The following is an 18,138-nucleotide window of genomic DNA, read 5'->3' as shown; positions in this document are numbered from 1 at the left end:
TTGAACTAGTACAAAAGGATTTATGTATGACTTCATTGTATGCAAAAGGCGGCGGCGCTGTCCAGATTGCCGAGCAGATCGCCGCACGCATCAAAGACGGCGCGCTGCGGCCGGGCGAGCTGTTGCCGCCGGTACGCCAGCTGGCGGCGGAGCTGGAGGTCAATCCGAATACCGTCGCCAGCGCATACGCCCGATTGCGCGATGCCGGTCTGGTGGTGACGCGCGGGCGGGCGGGAACGGTGGTGCTGGAGCCGCCGCTGGCGGCGGTGAGTGCGGCCTATGCGCCGCGCCAGGTGCCGGCGGGGATGTGCGATCTGGCCAGCGGCAACCTCGATGCCGCATTGTTGCCGGCGTTGGCGCTGGGCGCGGCGGAGGCGTTCCCGCAGCAAAACGGCTATGACATCAGCGGCGATCTGCCGGTATTGACCGGCCTGGGGCGCGAGTGGCTCGGCCGCCAGGGCATCACGCTGGGGGAACCGGCGGTGTTCTCCGGCGCGCTGGACGCGATGGAAAAGGCGCTGCGCTGCCATATGCAGCCGGGCGCGGCGGTGTGGGTGGAAGATCCCTGCTGGCCGCCGCTATTGACGCTGCTGCGCCACCTGCGTCTGCGGCCGCTGCCGCTGGCGATGGATGAACAGGGGTGTCGGTTGCCGGAAAGCGGAGCGGCGGGCGCGGTGATCCTGACGCCGCGTGCCCACAATCCGACCGGCGCCTCGCTCTCTGCGCAACGCGCGCAGCAGTGGCGGCGTTTTCTCAGCGCAAATCCGCAGTGTCTGGCGATCGTCGACGACTTCTGGGGGCCGCTGTCGCAGCTGCCGCTGCATCTGCCGTTCGACGGCGATCGCGGGCTGTACGTGCTGTCGCTGAGCAAGTTTCTCAGCCCGGATCTGCGCATCGCGCTGGCCTGCGGCAACCCGACGTTGCTGCAGGCAATGCGCGCCGATCAGTACATCAGCGAGCGCTGGGTCAGCCATATCTTGCAGCAGATCGCCGCCAGGCTGTGGGGGCAGGCCTTGCAGGAAGGGCAGCTGCAGCGGGCGCAGCAGGCGTATCAGGCCAGAAGGGATGAACTGGTGCAACGGCTCAACGCGCTGAATCACACGGCGCTGGCGGTAGGTGAAGGGCTGCACCTGTGGTTGCCGGTGCGGTCGGAAACCGCCGCCGCGCAGCTGATGGCGCAGCGGGGGTGGCTGGTGCAGGGCGGCGAGCCTTTTCGTCTGAAGAGCGATCCTGCGATCCGCGTCAGCCTGGCCAACGTGGCGCCGGCGAAACTGGCGGCTCTGGTGCAGGATCTGGCCGACGCCATGCGGGCCAGTACGGCGATCAACTAGGCCGGCGTCAGGCTCTCCTCCGCCAGCAGCTGCAGTGAGGTGAGCCGGGCGCTCGGTTCGGCGATCGGCGTGTCGATGATGAACTCGTCCACGCCGTACCGCTGCTGCAGCTGCGCCAGTTGTTGATGCACCTGCGGCGCGGTGCCGAGCAGGATATGGCTTTCCCGCGGCTCGATGCGGTAGTCGGTGGCGCCGGCCTGCTGCACGAAACTCTCGGCCTGCGCCAGGCTGCCGACGGTCACGCTCTGCTCACCGGTGACGTGCACGCGGTATTGCTGAATATCCGCCGCCAGCGCCGCGGCCTGTTCCGCGCTTGGCGCCACGATCGCCGCTACCGCCAGCAGCGCCTTGCGGCCGCCGCTGTGTGCGGCGTAGTGCGCCAGCGCCGCGCTGATATCTTGCGGATTGCCGTTCAGATGCGCGGCGAACACGAAAATCCAGCCGGATTCGGCCGCCAGCGCCGCGCTCTCTTTGCTGGCGCCGAGCAGAAAGCGCTGGGCAGCATGCGGCGGCAGCGGCGTGGCGCTCAGGCCGGGCTCGGCGTCGTCGTTCAGATAGGCGGTCAGCTGCGACAGCTGCTGCGGGAAAGCCGGCTTGTGTTGCCGGTCATGGGCAGCCTGCAGCGCCTGGGTGGCGAGCGGCAGGCCGCCGGGCGCTTTGCCCACCCCGAGATCGACGCGCCCCGGCGCCAACGCCGCCAGCAGGTTAAAGTTTTCGGCCACCTTGTAGGCGCTGTAGTGTTGCAGCATTACGCCGCCGGAGCCGATGCGGATGCGCGACGTCTGGCCGAGCAGGTAGCCGATCAGCACTTCCGGCGACGGGCAGGCGAGCTGCGGCGTGTTGTGGTGCTCCGCCAGCCAGAAACGCCGATAGCCCCAGCGTTCCGCCTGTTGCGCCAGATGCAGCGTGCGCGCCAGCGCCTGGGCGGCGCTTTCCCCGTCGGCGATCGGACTCTTTTCCAATATGCTCAAGGCATAAGCCATTTTCCCGCTCCTTTCCTCATCAGATATGCCTGACAAATACCATGCGGGCGGCGCGCGCCTTAATACTGATTGGCGATAGGATATTCCATTGATCCAAAACGAATTTGGATATGCGCAGATCGGTAAAGCGCCGCGATATTATCCTTCGAGCCAGGCCTTCAGACGAATGGCGTCACGGTAGTGGCCGTAGCGCGACTGCGCGCCGAGCAGGATCATCACCACCGGCTGCCCTTTGATGGTGGTGCGCATCACCAGGCAGTGGCCGGCCTCGTCGGTAAAGCCGGTTTTCTGCAGCTGGATCTTCCAGGCTGGGTTGTTGATCAGGCCGTTGGAACTGCGGTAGACCAACTGGCCTCGGCCAGGACGCACGATCTGCTGCTTGTCGGTGCTGAAGCGGCGAATCGATTGATAGCGATAGGCGTGATTGACCATCTTCAGCAGATCGTTGGCGGTCGCCACATTGCGCGGCGTCAGCCCGGTCGGATCGTAGAAGCGGGCGCGTTTCATACCGATGGCGCGCGCTTTCTGATTCATTTTCGCCACGAAGGCCTTGCGTCCGCCGGGATAGCTGCGGCTCAGCGCCGCAGCGGCGCGGTTCTCCGAAGACATCAGGGCGATGTGCAGCATGTCGCGGCGGCTGAGCACCGAGCCGATGGTCAGGCGCGAGTGGGTTTTCTTCAGCAGATCGCGATCGGCGGCGGTGACTTTCAGCCTGCTGCCCATCGGGCGTTTGCTGTCCAGGGCGACCATGGCGGTCATCAGCTTGGTGAGCGAGGCGATCGGCAGCACGCGGTTCGGCTGCTTCTGATAGAGCGTCTTTCCGGTGCGTTGATTGACGACCAGCACCGATTTGGCGTTCAGCACCAGCGGCGGCGCAGCGGCATGCACGGGCGCCAAAACGAACAGCAGGCTGAACAGGAGGGCGGCGCCGAAGCGCCGGGCGGGCAGACGGAGAAAAGCGTGAGATAAAAGCATAACGGCGGCAATAGTGACCCTAAGTGATTAAAAAATATCAAAAGAGTCTGCCCGGCAAATGTGAAGAAAATAGGGCGATAATCGCTCAAACTGTTACAACAATCCCTTTTGTTGCAGCGTGAAGCGGGTGGCCTCGTTCAAATCGTAGTCCGCGAGACGCTCGCGCGGCACCCAGGCGTAGTCATCGAACTCGTCGTTGATTGTCACGTCGCGGTTGGCGGCATGGCAGTCGAAAATCAGGTAAATCATATAGATTTGCTCCCGGCTGCCGTCGGCATAGGTTTTGATGCGCACGTCGTCGCGGAAGGTCCAAGGCGTGATGGCGTCGAGGATCAGCGCGGCGCCCAGCTCTTCGCGCACTTCGCGCCGCAGTGCCTGTTCTATCTGTTCACCCGGCTCGACGCCGCCGCCGGACAGCGCCCACTGGCCGGGGAACACGCCCTTGTGCGCCGCCATTTTGCACAGCAGGAAGGCGTTATCGTTTTCAATCAGCGGGCAGACAATGATGCGCTGGCGCATGGAAGACTCCTGTCAAAATGGAAAGCAACCACTTTAACATGGGGTTTAGCCCTTTAGCGTGAGAGAAATCAAAGCGTTGTATTAGCGCAGAGAAGCGGTAGCCGCCTCTCTGCGCTAAGGTCAGTAGATTTCCGGCACCACCATGTTGTCCGGCACCGGGCTACGGTGGTATTCCGGGCTGCGTTTGCGCTGCGGCAGCGTGATGACGTTGCCTTCGGCTTCCTCATAAGGCACCTGCTGCAACAGGTGGGTGATGCAGTTCAGGCGGGCCTTTTTCTTGTCGACGCCCTGAACCACCCACCAGGGCGCTTCGGCAATGTTAGTGCGCGCTAACATGATTTCTTTGGCCTCGGTGTAGTCCTCCCAGCGGCGGCGGCTTTCCAGATCCATTGGGCTGAGCTTCCACTGCTTGAGCGGATCGTGAATGCGGCTGAGGAAACGCAGCTCCTGCTCCTCATCGGTGATTGAAAACCAGTATTTGACGATTTGGATGCCGCTGCGCGTCAGCATTTTTTCGAATTCCGGCACGCTGCGGAAAAACTCCTCATACTCTTCGTCGTTGCAAAAGCCCATCACGCGCTCCACGCCGGCGCGGTTATACCAGCTGCGGTCGAACAGCACCATTTCGCCGGCGGCCGGCAGATGCGCGATATAACGCTGAAAATACCACTGGGTGCGTTCGCGATCGTTCGGCGCCGGCAGCGCCGCCACGCGGCAGGTGCGCGGGTTGAGGCGCTGGGTGATGCGCTTGATCACGCCGCCCTTGCCGGCGGCGTCGCGGCCTTCGAAGATGATCACCAGCCGGTGGCCGGTGCGCATCACCCAATCCTGCAGCTTCACCAGCTCGCCCTGCAGGCGCAGCAACTCGCGGAAGTATTGCTTGCGCCAGGCTTTTTTCGCGTCGCTGTCGACTTCTGCTGCGTCGAAGCGCAGGTCGTCCAGCTCCATTTCCAGCTCTTCGTCGTAGCTGTCGTAAAACTCTTGCAGCAGGCGCTGGTTGAAACCGTCATCGCGGTTGACTTCATGCATGGTCATCAGATTTTCTCCGTATCGGCCCGGTGTTAGAAATGGTTGAAGATCCAGTACAGCACCGCCGACAGCAGCACCGAGGCCGGCAGGGTTAGCACCCAGGCCATCAGCAGATTGCGCAGGGTGGCCATCTGCAGCCCGGAGCGGTTGGCGGCCATGGTGCCGGCGATGCCGGACGACAGGACGTGCGTGGTCGAAACCGGCAAGCCGAAGGCGTCGGCCGCGCCGATGGTGGTCATCGCCACCAGTTCGGCGCTGGCGCCCTGGGCGTAGGTCAGGTGCGATTTACCGATCTTTTCGCCCACCGTCACCACGATGCGGCGCCAGCCGACCATGGTGCCGAGCCCCAGCGCAATCGCCACCACCACCTTCACCCAGAAGGGAATGAAGCGGGTGGCGTTGTCGAGTTCGCCCTTCAGCGCGTCGAGGTTGCGCTGCGTGTCGGGATTGATCTGCAGCTGATGCTCTGCCTTCAGGTGCTTGATGGTCTCGGACGCCAGATACATGTCGTTGCGGGTGTTCGACACCGCCTGCGCCGGGATCTTGTCGACCGAGCCGTACTGACGAATTTGATCGCCGATCGCGCCGGCCAGCTGCGCCAACGCCGGCACCACCTCCGGCGTCAGCTCGCTGGTGCGCACATAGCCGGTCAGCACCTCGCGCGGCGGCGTTTGGCCGCCGGCCGGGAACTGGCGCAGCAGCTGGTTTTGGGTCACCTCCGCCAGCGCCGCCACCCGGGGAATCTGCTCCGGCGGCATCGAACGGTTCAGGGCGTAGGCGATCGGCATGGTGCCCACCAGGATCAGCATGATAAGGCCCATGCCTTTCTGGCCGTCGTTGGAGCCGTGGGCGAAGGAAACGCCGGTGCAGGTGAGGATAAGCAGCCCGCGGATCCACAGCGGCGGCGGGGTATTGCCCTTAGGGGCGCTGTACAGCTGGCGGTTCTTGACGAACAGCTTCAGCGCCAGCAGCAGCAGGCCGGCGAACACGAAGCCGATCACCGGCGACAGCAGCAGCGCGTAGCCCACCTTGATCGCCTGGCCCCAGTCCACGCCGCTGGTGCCGGTGCGGCCGTGGATCAGGGCGTTGGCGACGCCGACGCCGATAATCGAGCCGATCAGCGTATGCGACGACGAGGCGGGTAGCCCGAGCCACCAGGTGCCGAGGTTCCAGATGATGGCGGAGAACAGCAGGGCGTACACCATGGCGAAACCGGTGCCGGTGCCGGCCTGCAGGATCAGCTCGACCGGCAGCAGCGAAATAATGCCGAAGGCCACCACGCCGCTGGAGAGCAACACGCCGAGAAAGTTGAAGAAACCGGACCACACCACGGCGACCATCGGCGAAAGCGAGTGGGTGTAAATCACCGTTGCGACCGCATTGGCGGTATCGTGGAAGCCGTTGACGAATTCAAAGCCCAGCGCAATCAATAGCGCCAGCCCCAATAATAAAAACGGAACGTAACTGGTATAGACGGCGCCGGCGTCGCTGACGTCGTTAAATAAGTTCACCCCGGCGAACGCGATCCCCAGAATTAATAAGAACACAAAAAAAAGAACAGTGAGTCGACTGTTCTTTTGATGCAGTTTGGGCAGGCTGGAGGCGGCCGGCATGTCCGGTTGAACGGCGCTGTTATCGCTCATAATGACCTTCCTGAGAGGATTGGATGCGGTAGCTGTCGCCTGAAAAGTATTCTGAATGAATGTGGCTTTTTTATGACGAAAATATTAATCATCGGGAACGGCGAAAATCATTAACGCCGATAAATAAAGATTGTTATAACAGCGGGGACGGTCTTGGGTTAACGGCAACAGGCAGGATAGGGCGTTATGGTGCAACGGTTAGCGGAAAAGATGCACAAGCTGGATTTTGATGATGAAGTGACCGGGCTGATCTACGGCCATGTGTTTCGTTCCGGTGAGCCGCCGAGGCGCCTGAACTCGCAGCAGGTCTGCCAGGCCTATCAGACGTTGCCGCCCGGCGACGGTTTTATCTGGCTGCACCTCAATCTCAACCACGCGGCGGCGGAGAAGTGGTTGAAAAATCATTTTGCCATTTCCGATTTTTTCTTCCACGAGATTCGCCACGGTTCGCACACCACGCGCATTGAGCGCCAGGGCGACGATCTGTTCGCGGTGCTCAACGATGTGATCTTCCACCCCGAGGACAGCAACCCGGAAACGGCGACGCTGTGGCTCTATTGCTGCCGCGGGCTGGTGGTGACCGTGCGCCATAAACCGGTGCGGCTGATTGAACGGCTGCTCGGCCGCCTGACGGCGCTGCAGCTGGCCTCGTCCACCGAACTGCTGGCGCACCTGCTGGAAGAGCAGGAGGACGTGCTGGAGCAGGTGGTGCGGCAGGCCAACCAGTATGTCGATACCATCGAGGATCGCCTGCTGACCCGCCGCGTGAAACGCAATCGCGCCGAGCTGGGGCGCATGCGCCGCATGCTGCTGCGCTTTCAGCGCCTGTTGGCGCCCGAACCGGCCGCGCTGTTTCGCCTGTTGAACCGGCCGCCGACCTGGCTGAGCCGTGAGGTGGTGCAGGATCTGCGGCAGTTTACCGAAGAGTTCACCGTGGTGTTGAACGATCTCGCCAGCCTGACCGAACGCATCCGGCTGCTGCAGGAGGAGCTGGGCGCCAAGCTGATGGAGCAGAACAACCGCACGCTCTACACGCTGACGGTAATCACCGTGCTGGCGCTGCCGATCAATATCGTCGCCGGTTTCTTCGGCATGAACGTGGGGGGGATCCCGCTGGCCAGCAATCACCACGGTTTTATCCTGCTGGTGTTGCTGGTCGGCAGTTTTACGCTGATCGCCGGTTATCTGGCGTTCAGGCGCAGGGACGAGTCGTAGTTACAGGCGGGCGCGGTACTCTTCTTCCAGCCGGGCATGGGTGCTCCAGAACGGCTGCGGCGCCCGATCGTGCAGGCGATCCTGCAGGATATCCAGATGGGTGTGCCAGCCGCCGGCGACGCTGAGCATCTCGTCGCGGTTGGCCAAGCGCCGGTGGGTGACCGTCAGCAGCACGGCGCTTCCCTGTTCCGTCAGTTCGAAGGTCACTTCGGAAGGGCGGCCCTGATCCTGTTCGGCCCAGGTAAAGCTCAGCAGGCGCGGCGGGAACAGGCAGGTGATGTGGCCGCGGTTGCTGACGCAGCCGCCGTGCTGTTTGTACTTGGCCGGCGGGGGTTCGTGCTCGCCCGCCAGATCGGAGTTGCGAAATTCCAGCTCCAGCGGCGCGCCGTTCTCCAACGTCATGGCGCCGGCCGCCAGCCAGGTGGCGCGCTTGTCGGATTCGGTCAGGTAAGCCCACACCCGCTCGATGGGGCCGGGCAGCAGCCGCTGGATGCGCAGCGTACCGGGTTCGATAATCATGCCGTAATCATTCATGGTTCACTCCTTGGGAGGAAGCTGTTCGGGCTGCAGCAGCGCCTGTTCGAGCGCATTCAGCCGTTCAGTCCAGAAATGTTCATAGGTTTGCAGCCAGTGCATGGCCTGCGCCATAGGCTCGGGTTCGAGCCGGCAGATATGGTTTCTTCCTTGCACGGTGCGTTGCACCAGGCCCGCATGTTCCAGTGCTTTCACGTGCTTGGAGGCGCCGGCGAACGACATCTGCAGCGGCGCGGCCAGTTCGCCGATGCTGCGCTCACCGCCGGCCAGCGCGCGCAACATCGAGCGGCGGGTTGGGTCGGCCAGCGCATGAAAAATGGCGTCCAGCTGTGAGGAAGATAATTCAACCATATGGTTGAATATAGAACAGGCGGGCTAATATTCAACCGTTTTGTTGAATATTTTTTGCCCCGGCGAAAACCGGGGCGGGGATCAGGCGCCGGCGTGCGCCAGCAGGGCGTTCAGCAACACGTCGGCGCCGGCGGTTGCCCAGGCGGGGGTGATGTCTTCCCGCTCGTTGTGGCTGATGCCGTCCACGCAGGGAATGAAAATCATGGCGGTTGGGGCGACGCGGTTAAGGTAACAGGCATCGTGGCCGGCGCCGGAAATCATGTCGCGATGGCGGTAGCCCAACGCTTGCGCGGCATGACGTACGCTGTCGATGCAGCCCCGATCAAAAGCGATCGGGGGATACTGGAAAATGCGCTCGGCGCGAGCGGTCAGGCCGCCGCCGTTGACGTGGTTTACCGCCGCCAGCAGGCGCTGCTCCATCTGTTCCAGAATTGACTCCTGCGGATGGCGGAATTCGACGCTGAAAAAGACCCGGCCCGGCACCACGTTGCGTGAATTGGGGGTAATTTGCGCCATGCCCACCGTGGCGCGCGCGTCGGGCGCGAAATCCCAGCCGATGCGGTTGACCGCCGTCACCAGCTCGGTGAAGCCCAGCAGGGCGTCGCGGCGGCGATCCATCGGCGTGGTGCCGGCGTGGGCGCTGAAGCCGACGACCTCCAGCTCGTACCAGCGCTGCCCCTGTGCGGCGGTTACCACGCCGATGTCGAGGTGCTCCGCTTCCAGAATCGGCCCCTGTTCGATGTGCAGCTCGAAGGCGGCATGGATCGGCGTGCCGCCCACCGGGTGTTCGCCGGCGTAGCCGATGCGTTCCAGCGCGTCGCCGAGGCTGACGCCGTGCTCGTCGCGGCGCGTCAGACCGTATTCCAGCTCGAAGACCCCGGCGAACACCCCGGAGGCGATCATCGCCGGCGCGAAGCGAGCGCCTTCTTCGTTGGTCCAGTTGATCACTTCAATTGCGCGTTCGGTGACGATCTGCCGATCGTTAAGGCTGCGAATCACCTCCAACCCGGCCAGCACGCCGTAGATGCCGTCGAAACGGCCACCGCGGGGCTGCGAGTCGCCGTGAGAACCGGTGACCACCGGCGCCAGCTCGGGCCGCGCGCCTTCACGGCGCAGGAACATGTTGCCCATCCGATCGACGCGCACGCTGCAACCGGCCTCCAGCGCCCACAGGCGCAGCTGGTCGCGCGCCTGGCGATCCTCTTCGCTGAGCGCCAGGCGGGTGACGCCGTTGTCGGCGATGGCGCCGAACTGCGCCATCGCGTGCAGGCTTTGCCACAGGCGCTCGCCGTTGACCCGATACGTCATTGTTCTTCTCCCGGCGTTTTGGCGGTGTAGCGGAAATCGCAGCAGGGGGCGCCGGACATGATGGTTTGGCTGCGCTGCAGCTCGACCTCCGGCGCATAGCCGACGATAAACTGGCTGTCGCGCGCGCAGGAGAGCAGGTGGCCGATTTCTCCCAGCCCCATCTCGTGGTACATCTCGGCGTAGCGGCAGCGGGTGACGTTATAGTCGAAGTGTTGTTCGTCCTGGTTGATCACCTCAACGCGCAGCGCGTCGTCTTTTTCCCACAGATACTGCAAGGCGGCGAAGCTGCGCAGATCCGCGCCGTTCGGCTCCTGCGCGGCGAACCGTTTGCCCGCCTCGATGGCGGCATTCTCGATGGCTTCGCCGATCACCGCCTGAGCGCGCGCCTTGCCGATTTCACGCACCAGGATCTGGTAGATCGGTTTGATGATCTCCGCTTCGATCTTTCTGCGGGCCAAAATGCCCAACTCGTTGTTTGCACAGCTCATCGCCTTGCTCCTCTTGATTTATTGTGGTTTGGCGCCGCCCAACACGGTTTGCGGCTGCCATTTGCCGTCCACTACCCGGTACAGGGTGAAGCTCGGCTGTTGCAGGTTGCCCTGCGCATCGAAGGCGATGGCGCCGGTCACGCCCTGATAATGGATGGCGCGCAGTTTCGGCAGGTAATCGGCCGGATTGGCCGAACCGGCCTGTTCGATGGCGGCGATCAGCACCCGGGTGGCGTCGTAGGCGAAGGGCGCATGCAGTTCGATGTGGGTGTGGTAACGGTCGCGGTAGGCTTGTTCAAACGCCTTGCCGCCCGGCATCTGTTCCAGCGGCAGCCCCGGCTCCAGCGCGACGACGCCTTCGCCTTCACGCTGCGCCAGCGTCAGGAAGGTCTGGCTGACAAAGCCGCCTGCGCCCATCAGCTGCGCGTTCATGCCCAGCTGTTTCAGTTTGCGCGCCAGCGGTGCCGCCTGGGAGTCCACGCCGCCGAAGAAGATCAGATCGGCGTTTTTGCTGCGCACGGTGGTCAGCACGGCGCTGAAATCGACGGTCTTGTCGTCGACGTATTCGCGGGTGACCGGCTGCACGCCCTGGGCCTGCAGCGATTTGATGAACTCGTCCGCCAGGCCCTGGCCGAAGGCGGTGCGATCGTCGATCACCGCGATGCGCTGGGCTTTCAGCGTTTTCACCGCATACTGCCCGGCATAGTTGCCGCCGTCGTCGTCATGGCCCATCACGCGGAAGCTGGTGTCAAAGCCTTGTTGCGTGTAGCCGTGGCCGGTGGCGACCGGCGCCACCTGGGCGATGCCGGCGTCGTGATAGATGCGCGCCGCCGGGATGCTGGTGCCGGTGTTCCAGTGGCCGACCACGCCGGCGACGCCTTCGTCGACCAAACGCTGCGCGACGGCCACGGCGGTGCGCGGATCGGACTGATCGTCCTCGGACAGCAATTTGAAGGTGACCGGTTTGCCGTTCAGCGTCGGCTTTTGCGCGTTGGCGTCGGCGATCGCCAGCCGCGCGCCGTTTTCGAGATCTTTGCCGATGCGCGCGGAAGGGCCGGTCAGCGGCCCGGCCAGGCCGATCAGCACGGTGTCGTCCGCCAGCGCCGGGAGGCTCAGGATCATCGTCATGGCGGCCAGCGCCAACGGCTTGATGCGAAAGTTCTGCTGCATGTCATACTCCTGGTGCGGTTAAAGGTAACAACGGTTATTCACCCAAATAGATCTGTTTGATTTTTTCATCGTCCAGCATGTCGGCGGAGCGGCCGCTGTGGCTCAGGCTGCCGCTGTCCAGCACATAGGCGCGATCGGTGGATTCCAGCGCCAGGCGGGCGTTTTGCTCGACCAACAATAGCGTGACGCCGTCACACGCCAGCTGTTTGATGACCGAAAAAATGGCTTCCACCACAATCGGCGCCAGCCCCATCGACGGCTCGTCCAATATCAACAGGCGCGGGCGGCTGAGCAGCGCACGGCCCATCGCCACCATCTGCTGCTCGCCGCCCGAAAGCAGCCCGGCCGGTTGGTTCAGGCGCTCGTTCAGGCGCGGGAAGGTGGCGCATACCCGTTCGAAATCGTGCCGTACCGCCGGTTTGTCACGGCGCGCATAGGCGCCCAGCTGCAGGTTTTCTCGCACCGTCAGGCGGGTGAAGATGCCGCGACCTTCCGGCACCATCACCAGCCCCTGTTGCAGCAAGCGGTGCGGCGCCATGCCGCGAATCGAACGGCCGTCGAACAGGATGTCGCCCTCGAACGGTTGCAGGCCGGTCAGCGCCCGCAGACTGGAGGTCTTGCCCGCGCCGTTGGCGCCGATCAGCGTGACCTGTTCGCCGGCGTTGACCGTAAAATCGATGCCTTTGACCGCATGAATGCCGCCGTAGGACACTTTGAGTCGTTTAACGCTCAGCAGGGCTTCAGACATGCGCGCCACCTCCCAGATAGGCCTGAATGACCGCCGGTTCACGCCGAACCTGCGCCGGTTCGCCTTCGGCGATCGCTTTGCCGTAGTCCAGCACCGTCAGGCGATCGCACAGACCCATCACCAGCTTGACGTCGTGTTCGATCAACAGCAGCGTTTTGCCGCTGTCGCGAATGCGCAGCAGCAGCTCGCGCAGCGCCACTTTTTCTCCGGCGTTCATGCCGGCCGCCGGTTCGTCCAGCGCCAGCAGCCGGGGTTCGGTCGCCAGCGCGCGGGCGATCTCCAGGCGGCGCTGATGACCATAGGCGAGATCGCCGGCGCGGTAATGGGCGAATTGGCCGATGCCGACGTACTCCAGCAGCGCATGGGACTTATCGCGCACCGCCTGTTCCTCCTCCCTGGCGCGGCGGTGGCGGGCGATCGCCGCCCACAGGCCGTTGCGGGTGCGCACGTGGTAGCCGACCATCACGTTTTCCAGCACGCTCATTTCGTTGAACAGCCGCAGGTTCTGGAAGGTGCGGGCGATGCCGGCCTGCGCCACTTTATCGATCGCCTGGGGCCTATAGCGCTGGCCCGACAGGCGGAATTCGCCCGCGTCGGCGCGATACAGACCGGTGATCAGATTGAAGCAAGTGGTTTTACCGGCGCCGTTCGGCCCGATCAGGCCATAGATTTCCCCCTGGCGGATGCTCATGCTGACGTCATCCACCGCCGTCAGGCCGCCGAAGCGTTTGCTGACGTGATTTAAAGTGAGCAAAGGCGTCATGCGGCGTTCCCCCTTATATGGCGTGCCGGCCACAGGCCCGCCGGGCGATACAGCATCACCAGGATCAGCGCCAGGCCGTAAAACAGTTGGCGAATGATTTCCGGGTCGATCAGCACCTGGCCGAACAGCGCCTGCTGTAGCGGCCCCATGCTGCTGCGCAGCAGCTCCGGCAGGGCGGCCAGCAGCAGCGCGCCCAGGATCACCCCAGGGATGTGTCCCATGCCGCCGAGCACCACCATCGCCAGGACGGCGATCGATTCCTGCAGGGTGAACGATTCCGGCGACACGAAGCCCTGAAACGCGGCGAACAGCGCGCCGGCCACGCCGCCGAAGGTGGCGCCGATGGCAAAGGCCAATAGCTTGAAGTTGCGGGTGTTGATGCCCATCGCCCGCGCGGCGTCCTCGTCTTCGCGGATCGCCGTCCATGCGCGGCCAATGCGCGAATTTTGCAACCGCAGGCTGATAAACAGGATCGCCAGCAGCAGGGCGGCGAACAGGTAGTAATAGAGGTACAGACCGGAGAAACGCACGCCGAACCACTCATGCATGCCGGAAAACTTCAGGCCGAACAGGCTGACCGGGTCGATGCCGGAAATGCCTTTGGGGCCGTTGGTGAGGTTGACCGGGCGATCGAGATTGCGCATCAAAATACGTACGATCTCGCCGAAACCGAGCGTGACGATCGCCAGATAGTCGCCGCGCAGCCGCAGCGTCGGCGCGCCAAGCAGAATGCCGCACACGGCCGCCAGCAGCGCCGCCAGCGGGATCAGCCACAGCATCGACAGATGAAGCCCGTCGGGGAACCACTGCAGCAGCAGCGGGAACTGCTGCGTCAGATGCGGTGACGACAGCAGCGCGGCCAGATAGGCGCCAACGGCGTAAAAAGCGATAAAGCCCATGTCCAGCAAGCCGGTCATGCCCACCACGATGTTCAGCCCGAGCGCCAGCATCAGGTACAGCAGCGCGAAGTCGACGACGCGCACCCAGTAGTTGCCGCCGGCGGCGCCCGCAACCCAGGGCGCCAGCAGCAGGGCGAGAATGAACAGCGTCAGCCCCAGCCTGGCGCGCCGAGGCGTGGCCAGGGGAAGCGTGGAAGTTAAAACGGTCATCGTGATGTCCTTATGCGCGCGTGGCGATGCGTTCGCCCAACAGCCCGGAGGGGCGGAAGACCAGTACGGCGATCAGCACCAGAAACGCGAAGACGTCCTGGTAGTTGCTGCCGAATACGCCGCCGGTCAGCTCGCCGAGATAGCCGGTGCCCAGCGATTCGAACAGCCCCAGCAGCAAACCGCCGAGCATCGCGCCGCGCAGGTTGCCGATGCCGCCGAGCACGGCGGCGGTAAAGGCTTTGATGCCGGGCAGAAAGCCCATCGAGAAACCGGCGTTGCCGTAGTTGCTGGCCATCATGATGCCGGCTACCGCCGCCAGCGCGCCGCCGAGCGCAAAGGTCAGAACGATGATGCGGTCAGGACTGATGCCCATCAGGCCGGCGACCTGCGGGTTTTCCGCCGTGGCGCGCATGGCGCGGCCGAAACGGCTGTGTTCGACCAGCAGCCAGAGGCCGGCCATGACCGCCACGGCCACTGCCAGCGTGACGATCGCGGTGCCGGTGATCACCGCCGGCGCATGTTCGGCGCTGCCTGCGGTCAGGGCGATGGGCGCCATCGGCAACAGCTGCGGAAACATCAGGGGATTGCGTGACCAGATCAGCATCGCCAGGGTTTGCAACAGCAGCGAGACGCCGATGCCGCTGATCAGCGGGGCCAGGCGTGGTGCATTGCGCAACCGGCGATAGGCCAGGCGCTCGATCGCCATCGAGGTGATGGCGCAGACGGCCATGGCGAACAGGGCCGCCAGCAGCAGCGTGGCGTAGGGCGATAGCGCGGGAAAATGATGCTGCAACACGCCGATCGCCGACAGCGCGCTGAGCGCCCCGACCATCAGCACGTCGCCATGCGCGAAGTTGATGATGCGCAGGATGCCGTACACCATGGTGTAGCCGAGCGCGATCAGCGCATAGATGCTGCCGAGCATCAAACCGTTGACGGTCTGCTGTACCAGCGTATCCATAAGGAGAGTCCGGAGATAATGAGTCAGGAGGCTCACAGTAGAGAATTTAAAAAAATTGTAAAATACGGAAAAATACTTTCTTATACAAAAAACGAGTGATTTTAATTTGTTGATTTTTATGTATATTAAATAAATCCTCTCTCCGTGACTTCCATAAAACAATAGATATATGAAAAAAACAGAACAGTATGATGAGCCGTTGCCGATGCTGCCGAACGATCCGCCGCTGCGCGCCGTGCGGGCGTTCGAAGCCATCGCGCGCCTGGGCAGCATCAGCGCGGCGGCGAAGGAGCTGATGATTTCGCCTTCGGCGGTCAGCCATCAGCTGAAAACGCTGGAGGCGTTTTTGCAGATGCCGCTGACAGAACGGCAGGGGCGTCATCTGGTGCTGCGCAGCGAGGGGCGGGAGTATTACCGTTCGATCCGCTCGGCGTTTAACGTGCTGCGCCAGGCGACCGAACACGTGCGCGAGCAGTCCGCATCGCGGCAGGTCACCATCAGCCTGATCCCGCTGTTCGGCATGGGATGGTTCATTCCGCGGCTGCGCGGCTTTCTGCGCGAAAATCCGGATATCGACATCAATGTGGTTTACGCCAACCACCGCAATTACCTGAGTGACGCCGCCGATCTGTCGATCCGCTTCGGCGTTGGGCAGTGGACCGGCTATCGCAGCGAAAAGCTGATGTCCGGCCAAATGGTGCCGGTGTGCAGCCGGGCGTTCAGTAAACTGCATGGTTTGCTCGATACGCCGGATCAGCTGGCGACGCTGCCGCTGCTGCACGACGAGGAGCGAAATACCTGGATGCAATGGTTTCAGCAGGCCGGTGTTAAACGCCCGCTGCGCAGTATCGGCCCGATGTTCGAAGACGGATTGTTGACGCTGGCGGCGGTGCAGGCGGGATTGGGATGCGCGCTGATGCGTGAGCCGTTAATCGCCCACTACCTTGAGAGCGGTGAGTTAATCAAAATGTTCGATCTGCCGATCGACGACGGCCGCGATTATTACCTGTGCGCTCGCCTGGATAGCGAACTGTCGCAGGAAGGCGAAAATCTGCGGCAGTGGTTGCGCCGTGAGGCGGCGGCTCAGAACGCCGGGGCATAATCTGCAACCCGTCGATGCGGCCAACATCAAAGCGCTGCGCATGGGCGCGCGCCGCATTGAGGATGAAGAGCATGATTACGGCGAAGGCGCGCTGGTGATTTTCGATTTGCCGGAAGATTGAGCGTTGCCCAGGGCCGTCAGCGCCACCTTTACCGCCGCCAACAGTCGTGTTTCAGTGACGCCGTCACGCGCCTGAATCGACAGGCCGTGCAGGAAGACCGCGAAAAAGTCCCCCAGGCTGTCGGCGTCGGTGCCGGCCGGCAGTTCGCCGGCTTGCACCGCCTGCCGCAGCCGCTCGACGATCTGCTGGGTGCGCTGCAACCGATGTTCAGCCAGCCAGGTTTTGAGCCCATCGTTTTCCGCGCTGACGCTGGCGGCGGAGGAGACCACCATGCAACCCTGCGGCAGATCCGGCCGGCTGTAGAGCCGCACGGCGTCTTCCAGCAGGCGTTTGATCGCCGGGCGAATGCCGCTTTCCTGCGCGAAGGCGCGATCGGCGAAGCCACCTTCCTCGGTTTCATAACTGGCGATCGCCTCGCGGAACAGTTGCTCTTTGGAGCCGAACGCCTTGTAGATGCGCGCGGAAGCAATGCCCAATTCCGCCACCAGATCCGACATCGAGGTGCCTTCGTAACCCTGTCGCCAGAATAAGTTTCGCGCCTTCAAGAGCGCCTGTTCGCGGTCGAACTCGCGCGGTCTGCCTGCCATTTGCTGCTCCAATTTACCTGCCATTCAGCGACATAGGATCGCTTAAATCGTCGGGAATACCAATGTCTTTATAAATTTCACTTGCGGTCATCGCGCTTTGCTCCTATTGTTTGTTAATCGACAACCAATAGGAGTTTACGATGAAAACCCTCAAAGGTCCAAGCCTGCATCTCGCGCAGTTCAGCGATGAGACAGCGCCGTTCAACAGCCTGCCCGCCATTGCCGAGTGGGCGGCGCAGACCGGCTTTAGCGCGCTGCAGATCCCGGCCTGGGATCGGCGTTTATTCGACGTGGCCACCGCTGCGGAAAGCCAAACCTACTGCGATGATTTGACCGGCATGTTGGCGGAACAGGGGTTGGTGGTCAGCGAATTGACCAGCCATATCTTCGGCCAGCTGATGGCGGTACACCCGGCTTACGATGCGCTGTTTGACAGCTTCGCGCCGCCGGCGCTGCAGGGCAATCCGCAGGCGCGCGGCGAGTGGGCGCGGCAGCAAATGCTGCTGGCGGTGAAGGCGTCGGCGCGGCTCGGGCTCAGCGAGCTGGGCACCTTTTCCGGTTCGCTGGCCTGGCCCTATCTGTTTCCGTTCCCACAGCGTCCGGAAGGGCTGATCGACACCGCGTTCGACGAGCTCGCCAGCCGCTGGCTGCCGGTGCTTAACGCCTGCGACGAGCAGGGGATCAACCTGTGTTACGAAATTCATCCGAGCGAGGATCTGCACGACGGCGTGACGTTCGAGAGGTTTCTTGAGCGCGTCGGCCATCATCCGCGTTGCCGGGTGCTGTTCGATCCGAGCCATATGGTGCTGCAGCAGCTCAACTATCTGGAGTTTATCGATATCTATAAAGAGGTTATCGGCATGTTCCACGTCAAGGACGCCGAGTTCAATCCGACCGGGCGCCAGGGTATTTACGGCGGCTATCAATCCTGGATCGATCGCGCCGGCCGCTTCCGCTCGCTGGGCGACGGCCAGGTCGATTTCAACGGCATCTTTTCGCGCCTGACGCAGTACGGTTATTCGGGCTGGGCGGCGCTGGAGTGGGAATGTTGCCTGAAAAATCCGCAGGATGGCGCACGCGAAGGCGCAGCCTTCATCCGCGATCGCATTATCCGCGTCACCGATAAAGTGTTCGACGACTTCGCCGGCGCGCCGGTCAACCCACAGCAAATCAACGCGTTGCTCGGTATTCGCTGAGCCTA

19 protein-coding genes are annotated in these 18,138 nt (G+C 63.0%); 4 read left to right on the top strand and 15 right to left on the bottom strand.

The annotated features are described in order from the left end of the window. The first annotated feature begins 26 nt into the window (after positions 1–26). Entirely contained in the window at positions 27–1,331 is a 1,305-nt protein-coding gene (locus SSARUM2_RS12815; protein ID WP_049195508.1) for an aminotransferase class I/II-fold pyridoxal phosphate-dependent enzyme, read from the top strand. Here the strand turns inward: SSARUM2_RS12815 and SSARUM2_RS12810 are convergent. From SSARUM2_RS12810 to SSARUM2_RS12790, 5 genes are all read right to left on the bottom strand, one after another. Continuing rightward, positions 1,328–2,314, bottom strand: a complete 987-nt coding sequence (locus SSARUM2_RS12810; RefSeq protein ID WP_060452623.1) for an MsnO8 family LLM class oxidoreductase — start codon at positions 2,312–2,314, stop codon at positions 1,328–1,330. The genes SSARUM2_RS12815 and SSARUM2_RS12810 overlap by 4 nt on opposite strands. 138 nt (positions 2,315–2,452) lie before the next feature. Further along, the gene (pbpG, locus tag SSARUM2_RS12805; RefSeq protein ID WP_033634633.1) at positions 2,453–3,289 is read right to left on the bottom strand and encodes a D-alanyl-D-alanine endopeptidase; all 837 of its coding nucleotides are present in this window, start codon (positions 3,287–3,289) and stop codon (positions 2,453–2,455) included. 93 nt (positions 3,290–3,382) lie between these two features. Further along, a complete protein-coding gene (gene nudI / locus SSARUM2_RS12800) occupies positions 3,383–3,808 on the bottom strand; it encodes a nucleoside triphosphatase NudI (protein ID WP_060430305.1) in 426 nt (141 codons plus the stop codon). 120 nt (positions 3,809–3,928) lie between these two features. Next, entirely contained in the window at positions 3,929–4,843 is a 915-nt protein-coding gene (ppk2, locus tag SSARUM2_RS12795; protein WP_033648410.1) for a polyphosphate kinase 2, read from the bottom strand. A gap of 26 nt (positions 4,844–4,869) precedes the next feature. Next, complete coding sequence (locus SSARUM2_RS12790; protein ID WP_125460733.1) at positions 4,870–6,480, bottom strand: inorganic phosphate transporter; 1,611 nt, start codon at positions 6,478–6,480, stop codon at positions 4,870–4,872. 186 nt (positions 6,481–6,666) lie between these two features. On the opposite strand from SSARUM2_RS12790, the gene SSARUM2_RS12785 reads away from it, so the two are divergent. After that, positions 6,667–7,695 carry a transporter gene (locus SSARUM2_RS12785; RefSeq protein ID WP_039565992.1) on the top strand — a complete coding sequence of 343 codons (1,029 nt, stop codon included), beginning with the start codon at positions 6,667–6,669 and terminating at the stop codon, positions 7,693–7,695. Here the strand turns inward: SSARUM2_RS12785 and SSARUM2_RS12780 are convergent, their stop codons facing one another. The 9 genes from SSARUM2_RS12780 to SSARUM2_RS12740 form a co-directional block, all read right to left on the bottom strand. After that, positions 7,696–8,229 (bottom strand): SRPBCC family protein, encoded by a 534-nt coding sequence (locus SSARUM2_RS12780; RefSeq protein ID WP_033634628.1) that lies wholly within the window; start codon positions 8,227–8,229, stop codon positions 7,696–7,698. Between the two features lie 3 nt (positions 8,230–8,232). Further along, positions 8,233–8,580, bottom strand: a complete 348-nt coding sequence (locus SSARUM2_RS12775) for a metalloregulator ArsR/SmtB family transcription factor (RefSeq protein WP_033634627.1) — start codon at positions 8,578–8,580, stop codon at positions 8,233–8,235. 81 nt (positions 8,581–8,661) lie between these two features. Then, positions 8,662–9,888 (bottom strand): Zn-dependent hydrolase, encoded by a 1,227-nt coding sequence (locus tag SSARUM2_RS12770; RefSeq protein ID WP_041035231.1) that lies wholly within the window; start codon positions 9,886–9,888, stop codon positions 8,662–8,664. Then, a complete protein-coding gene (locus SSARUM2_RS12765) occupies positions 9,885–10,376 on the bottom strand; it encodes an L-2-amino-thiazoline-4-carboxylic acid hydrolase (RefSeq protein ID WP_033634625.1) in 492 nt (163 codons plus the stop codon). Before SSARUM2_RS12765 ends, SSARUM2_RS12770 begins: the two co-directional genes overlap by 4 nt. Before the next feature lie 18 nt (positions 10,377–10,394). Beyond that, positions 10,395–11,546: a branched-chain amino acid ABC transporter substrate-binding protein gene (locus SSARUM2_RS12760; protein WP_033634624.1), complete on the bottom strand. Its 1,152-nt coding sequence runs from the start codon at positions 11,544–11,546 to the stop codon at positions 10,395–10,397. A gap of 34 nt (positions 11,547–11,580) precedes the next feature. Beyond that, on the bottom strand, positions 11,581–12,294 hold the full coding sequence (locus tag SSARUM2_RS12755; protein WP_060452625.1) for an ABC transporter ATP-binding protein: 714 nt from the start codon (positions 12,292–12,294) through the stop codon (positions 11,581–11,583). Next, complete coding sequence (locus SSARUM2_RS12750) at positions 12,287–13,057, bottom strand: ABC transporter ATP-binding protein (protein ID WP_060452626.1); 771 nt, start codon at positions 13,055–13,057, stop codon at positions 12,287–12,289. Before SSARUM2_RS12750 ends, SSARUM2_RS12755 begins: the two co-directional genes overlap by 8 nt. Next, positions 13,054–14,166 carry an ABC transporter ATP-binding protein gene (locus tag SSARUM2_RS12745; protein WP_033648403.1) on the bottom strand — a complete coding sequence of 371 codons (1,113 nt, stop codon included), beginning with the start codon at positions 14,164–14,166 and terminating at the stop codon, positions 13,054–13,056. The genes SSARUM2_RS12750 and SSARUM2_RS12745 overlap by 4 nt, the downstream gene beginning before the upstream one ends. 10 nt (positions 14,167–14,176) lie before the next feature. Further along, positions 14,177–15,127, bottom strand: a complete 951-nt coding sequence (locus tag SSARUM2_RS12740; protein WP_033634620.1) for a branched-chain amino acid ABC transporter permease — start codon at positions 15,125–15,127, stop codon at positions 14,177–14,179. 169 nt (positions 15,128–15,296) lie between these two features. Here SSARUM2_RS12740 and SSARUM2_RS12735 point away from each other — a divergent pair, with 169 nt between their 5' ends. Next, positions 15,297–16,229 (top strand): LysR substrate-binding domain-containing protein, encoded by a 933-nt coding sequence (locus SSARUM2_RS12735; RefSeq protein WP_039565997.1) that lies wholly within the window; start codon positions 15,297–15,299, stop codon positions 16,227–16,229. 75 nt (positions 16,230–16,304) lie between these two features. Here the strand turns inward: SSARUM2_RS12735 and SSARUM2_RS12730 are convergent, their stop codons facing one another. Next, complete coding sequence (locus SSARUM2_RS12730; RefSeq protein ID WP_052475417.1) at positions 16,305–16,937, bottom strand: TetR/AcrR family transcriptional regulator; 633 nt, start codon at positions 16,935–16,937, stop codon at positions 16,305–16,307. A gap of 140 nt (positions 16,938–17,077) precedes the next feature. Here SSARUM2_RS12730 and SSARUM2_RS12725 point away from each other — a divergent pair, with 140 nt between their 5' ends. Then, the gene (locus SSARUM2_RS12725) at positions 17,078–18,133 is read left to right on the top strand and encodes a sugar phosphate isomerase/epimerase (RefSeq protein ID WP_060438625.1); all 1,056 of its coding nucleotides are present in this window, start codon (positions 17,078–17,080) and stop codon (positions 18,131–18,133) included. Positions 18,134–18,138 lie beyond the last annotated feature (5 nt).

It is taken from the genome of Serratia sp. K-E0102, from assembly GCF_029962625.1.
Taxonomy (GTDB): domain Bacteria; phylum Pseudomonadota; class Gammaproteobacteria; order Enterobacterales; family Enterobacteriaceae; genus Serratia; species Serratia sarumanii.
Note: the sequence above shows the minus strand (reverse complement) of the source record. Positions and strands in the feature narration are given on the sequence as shown.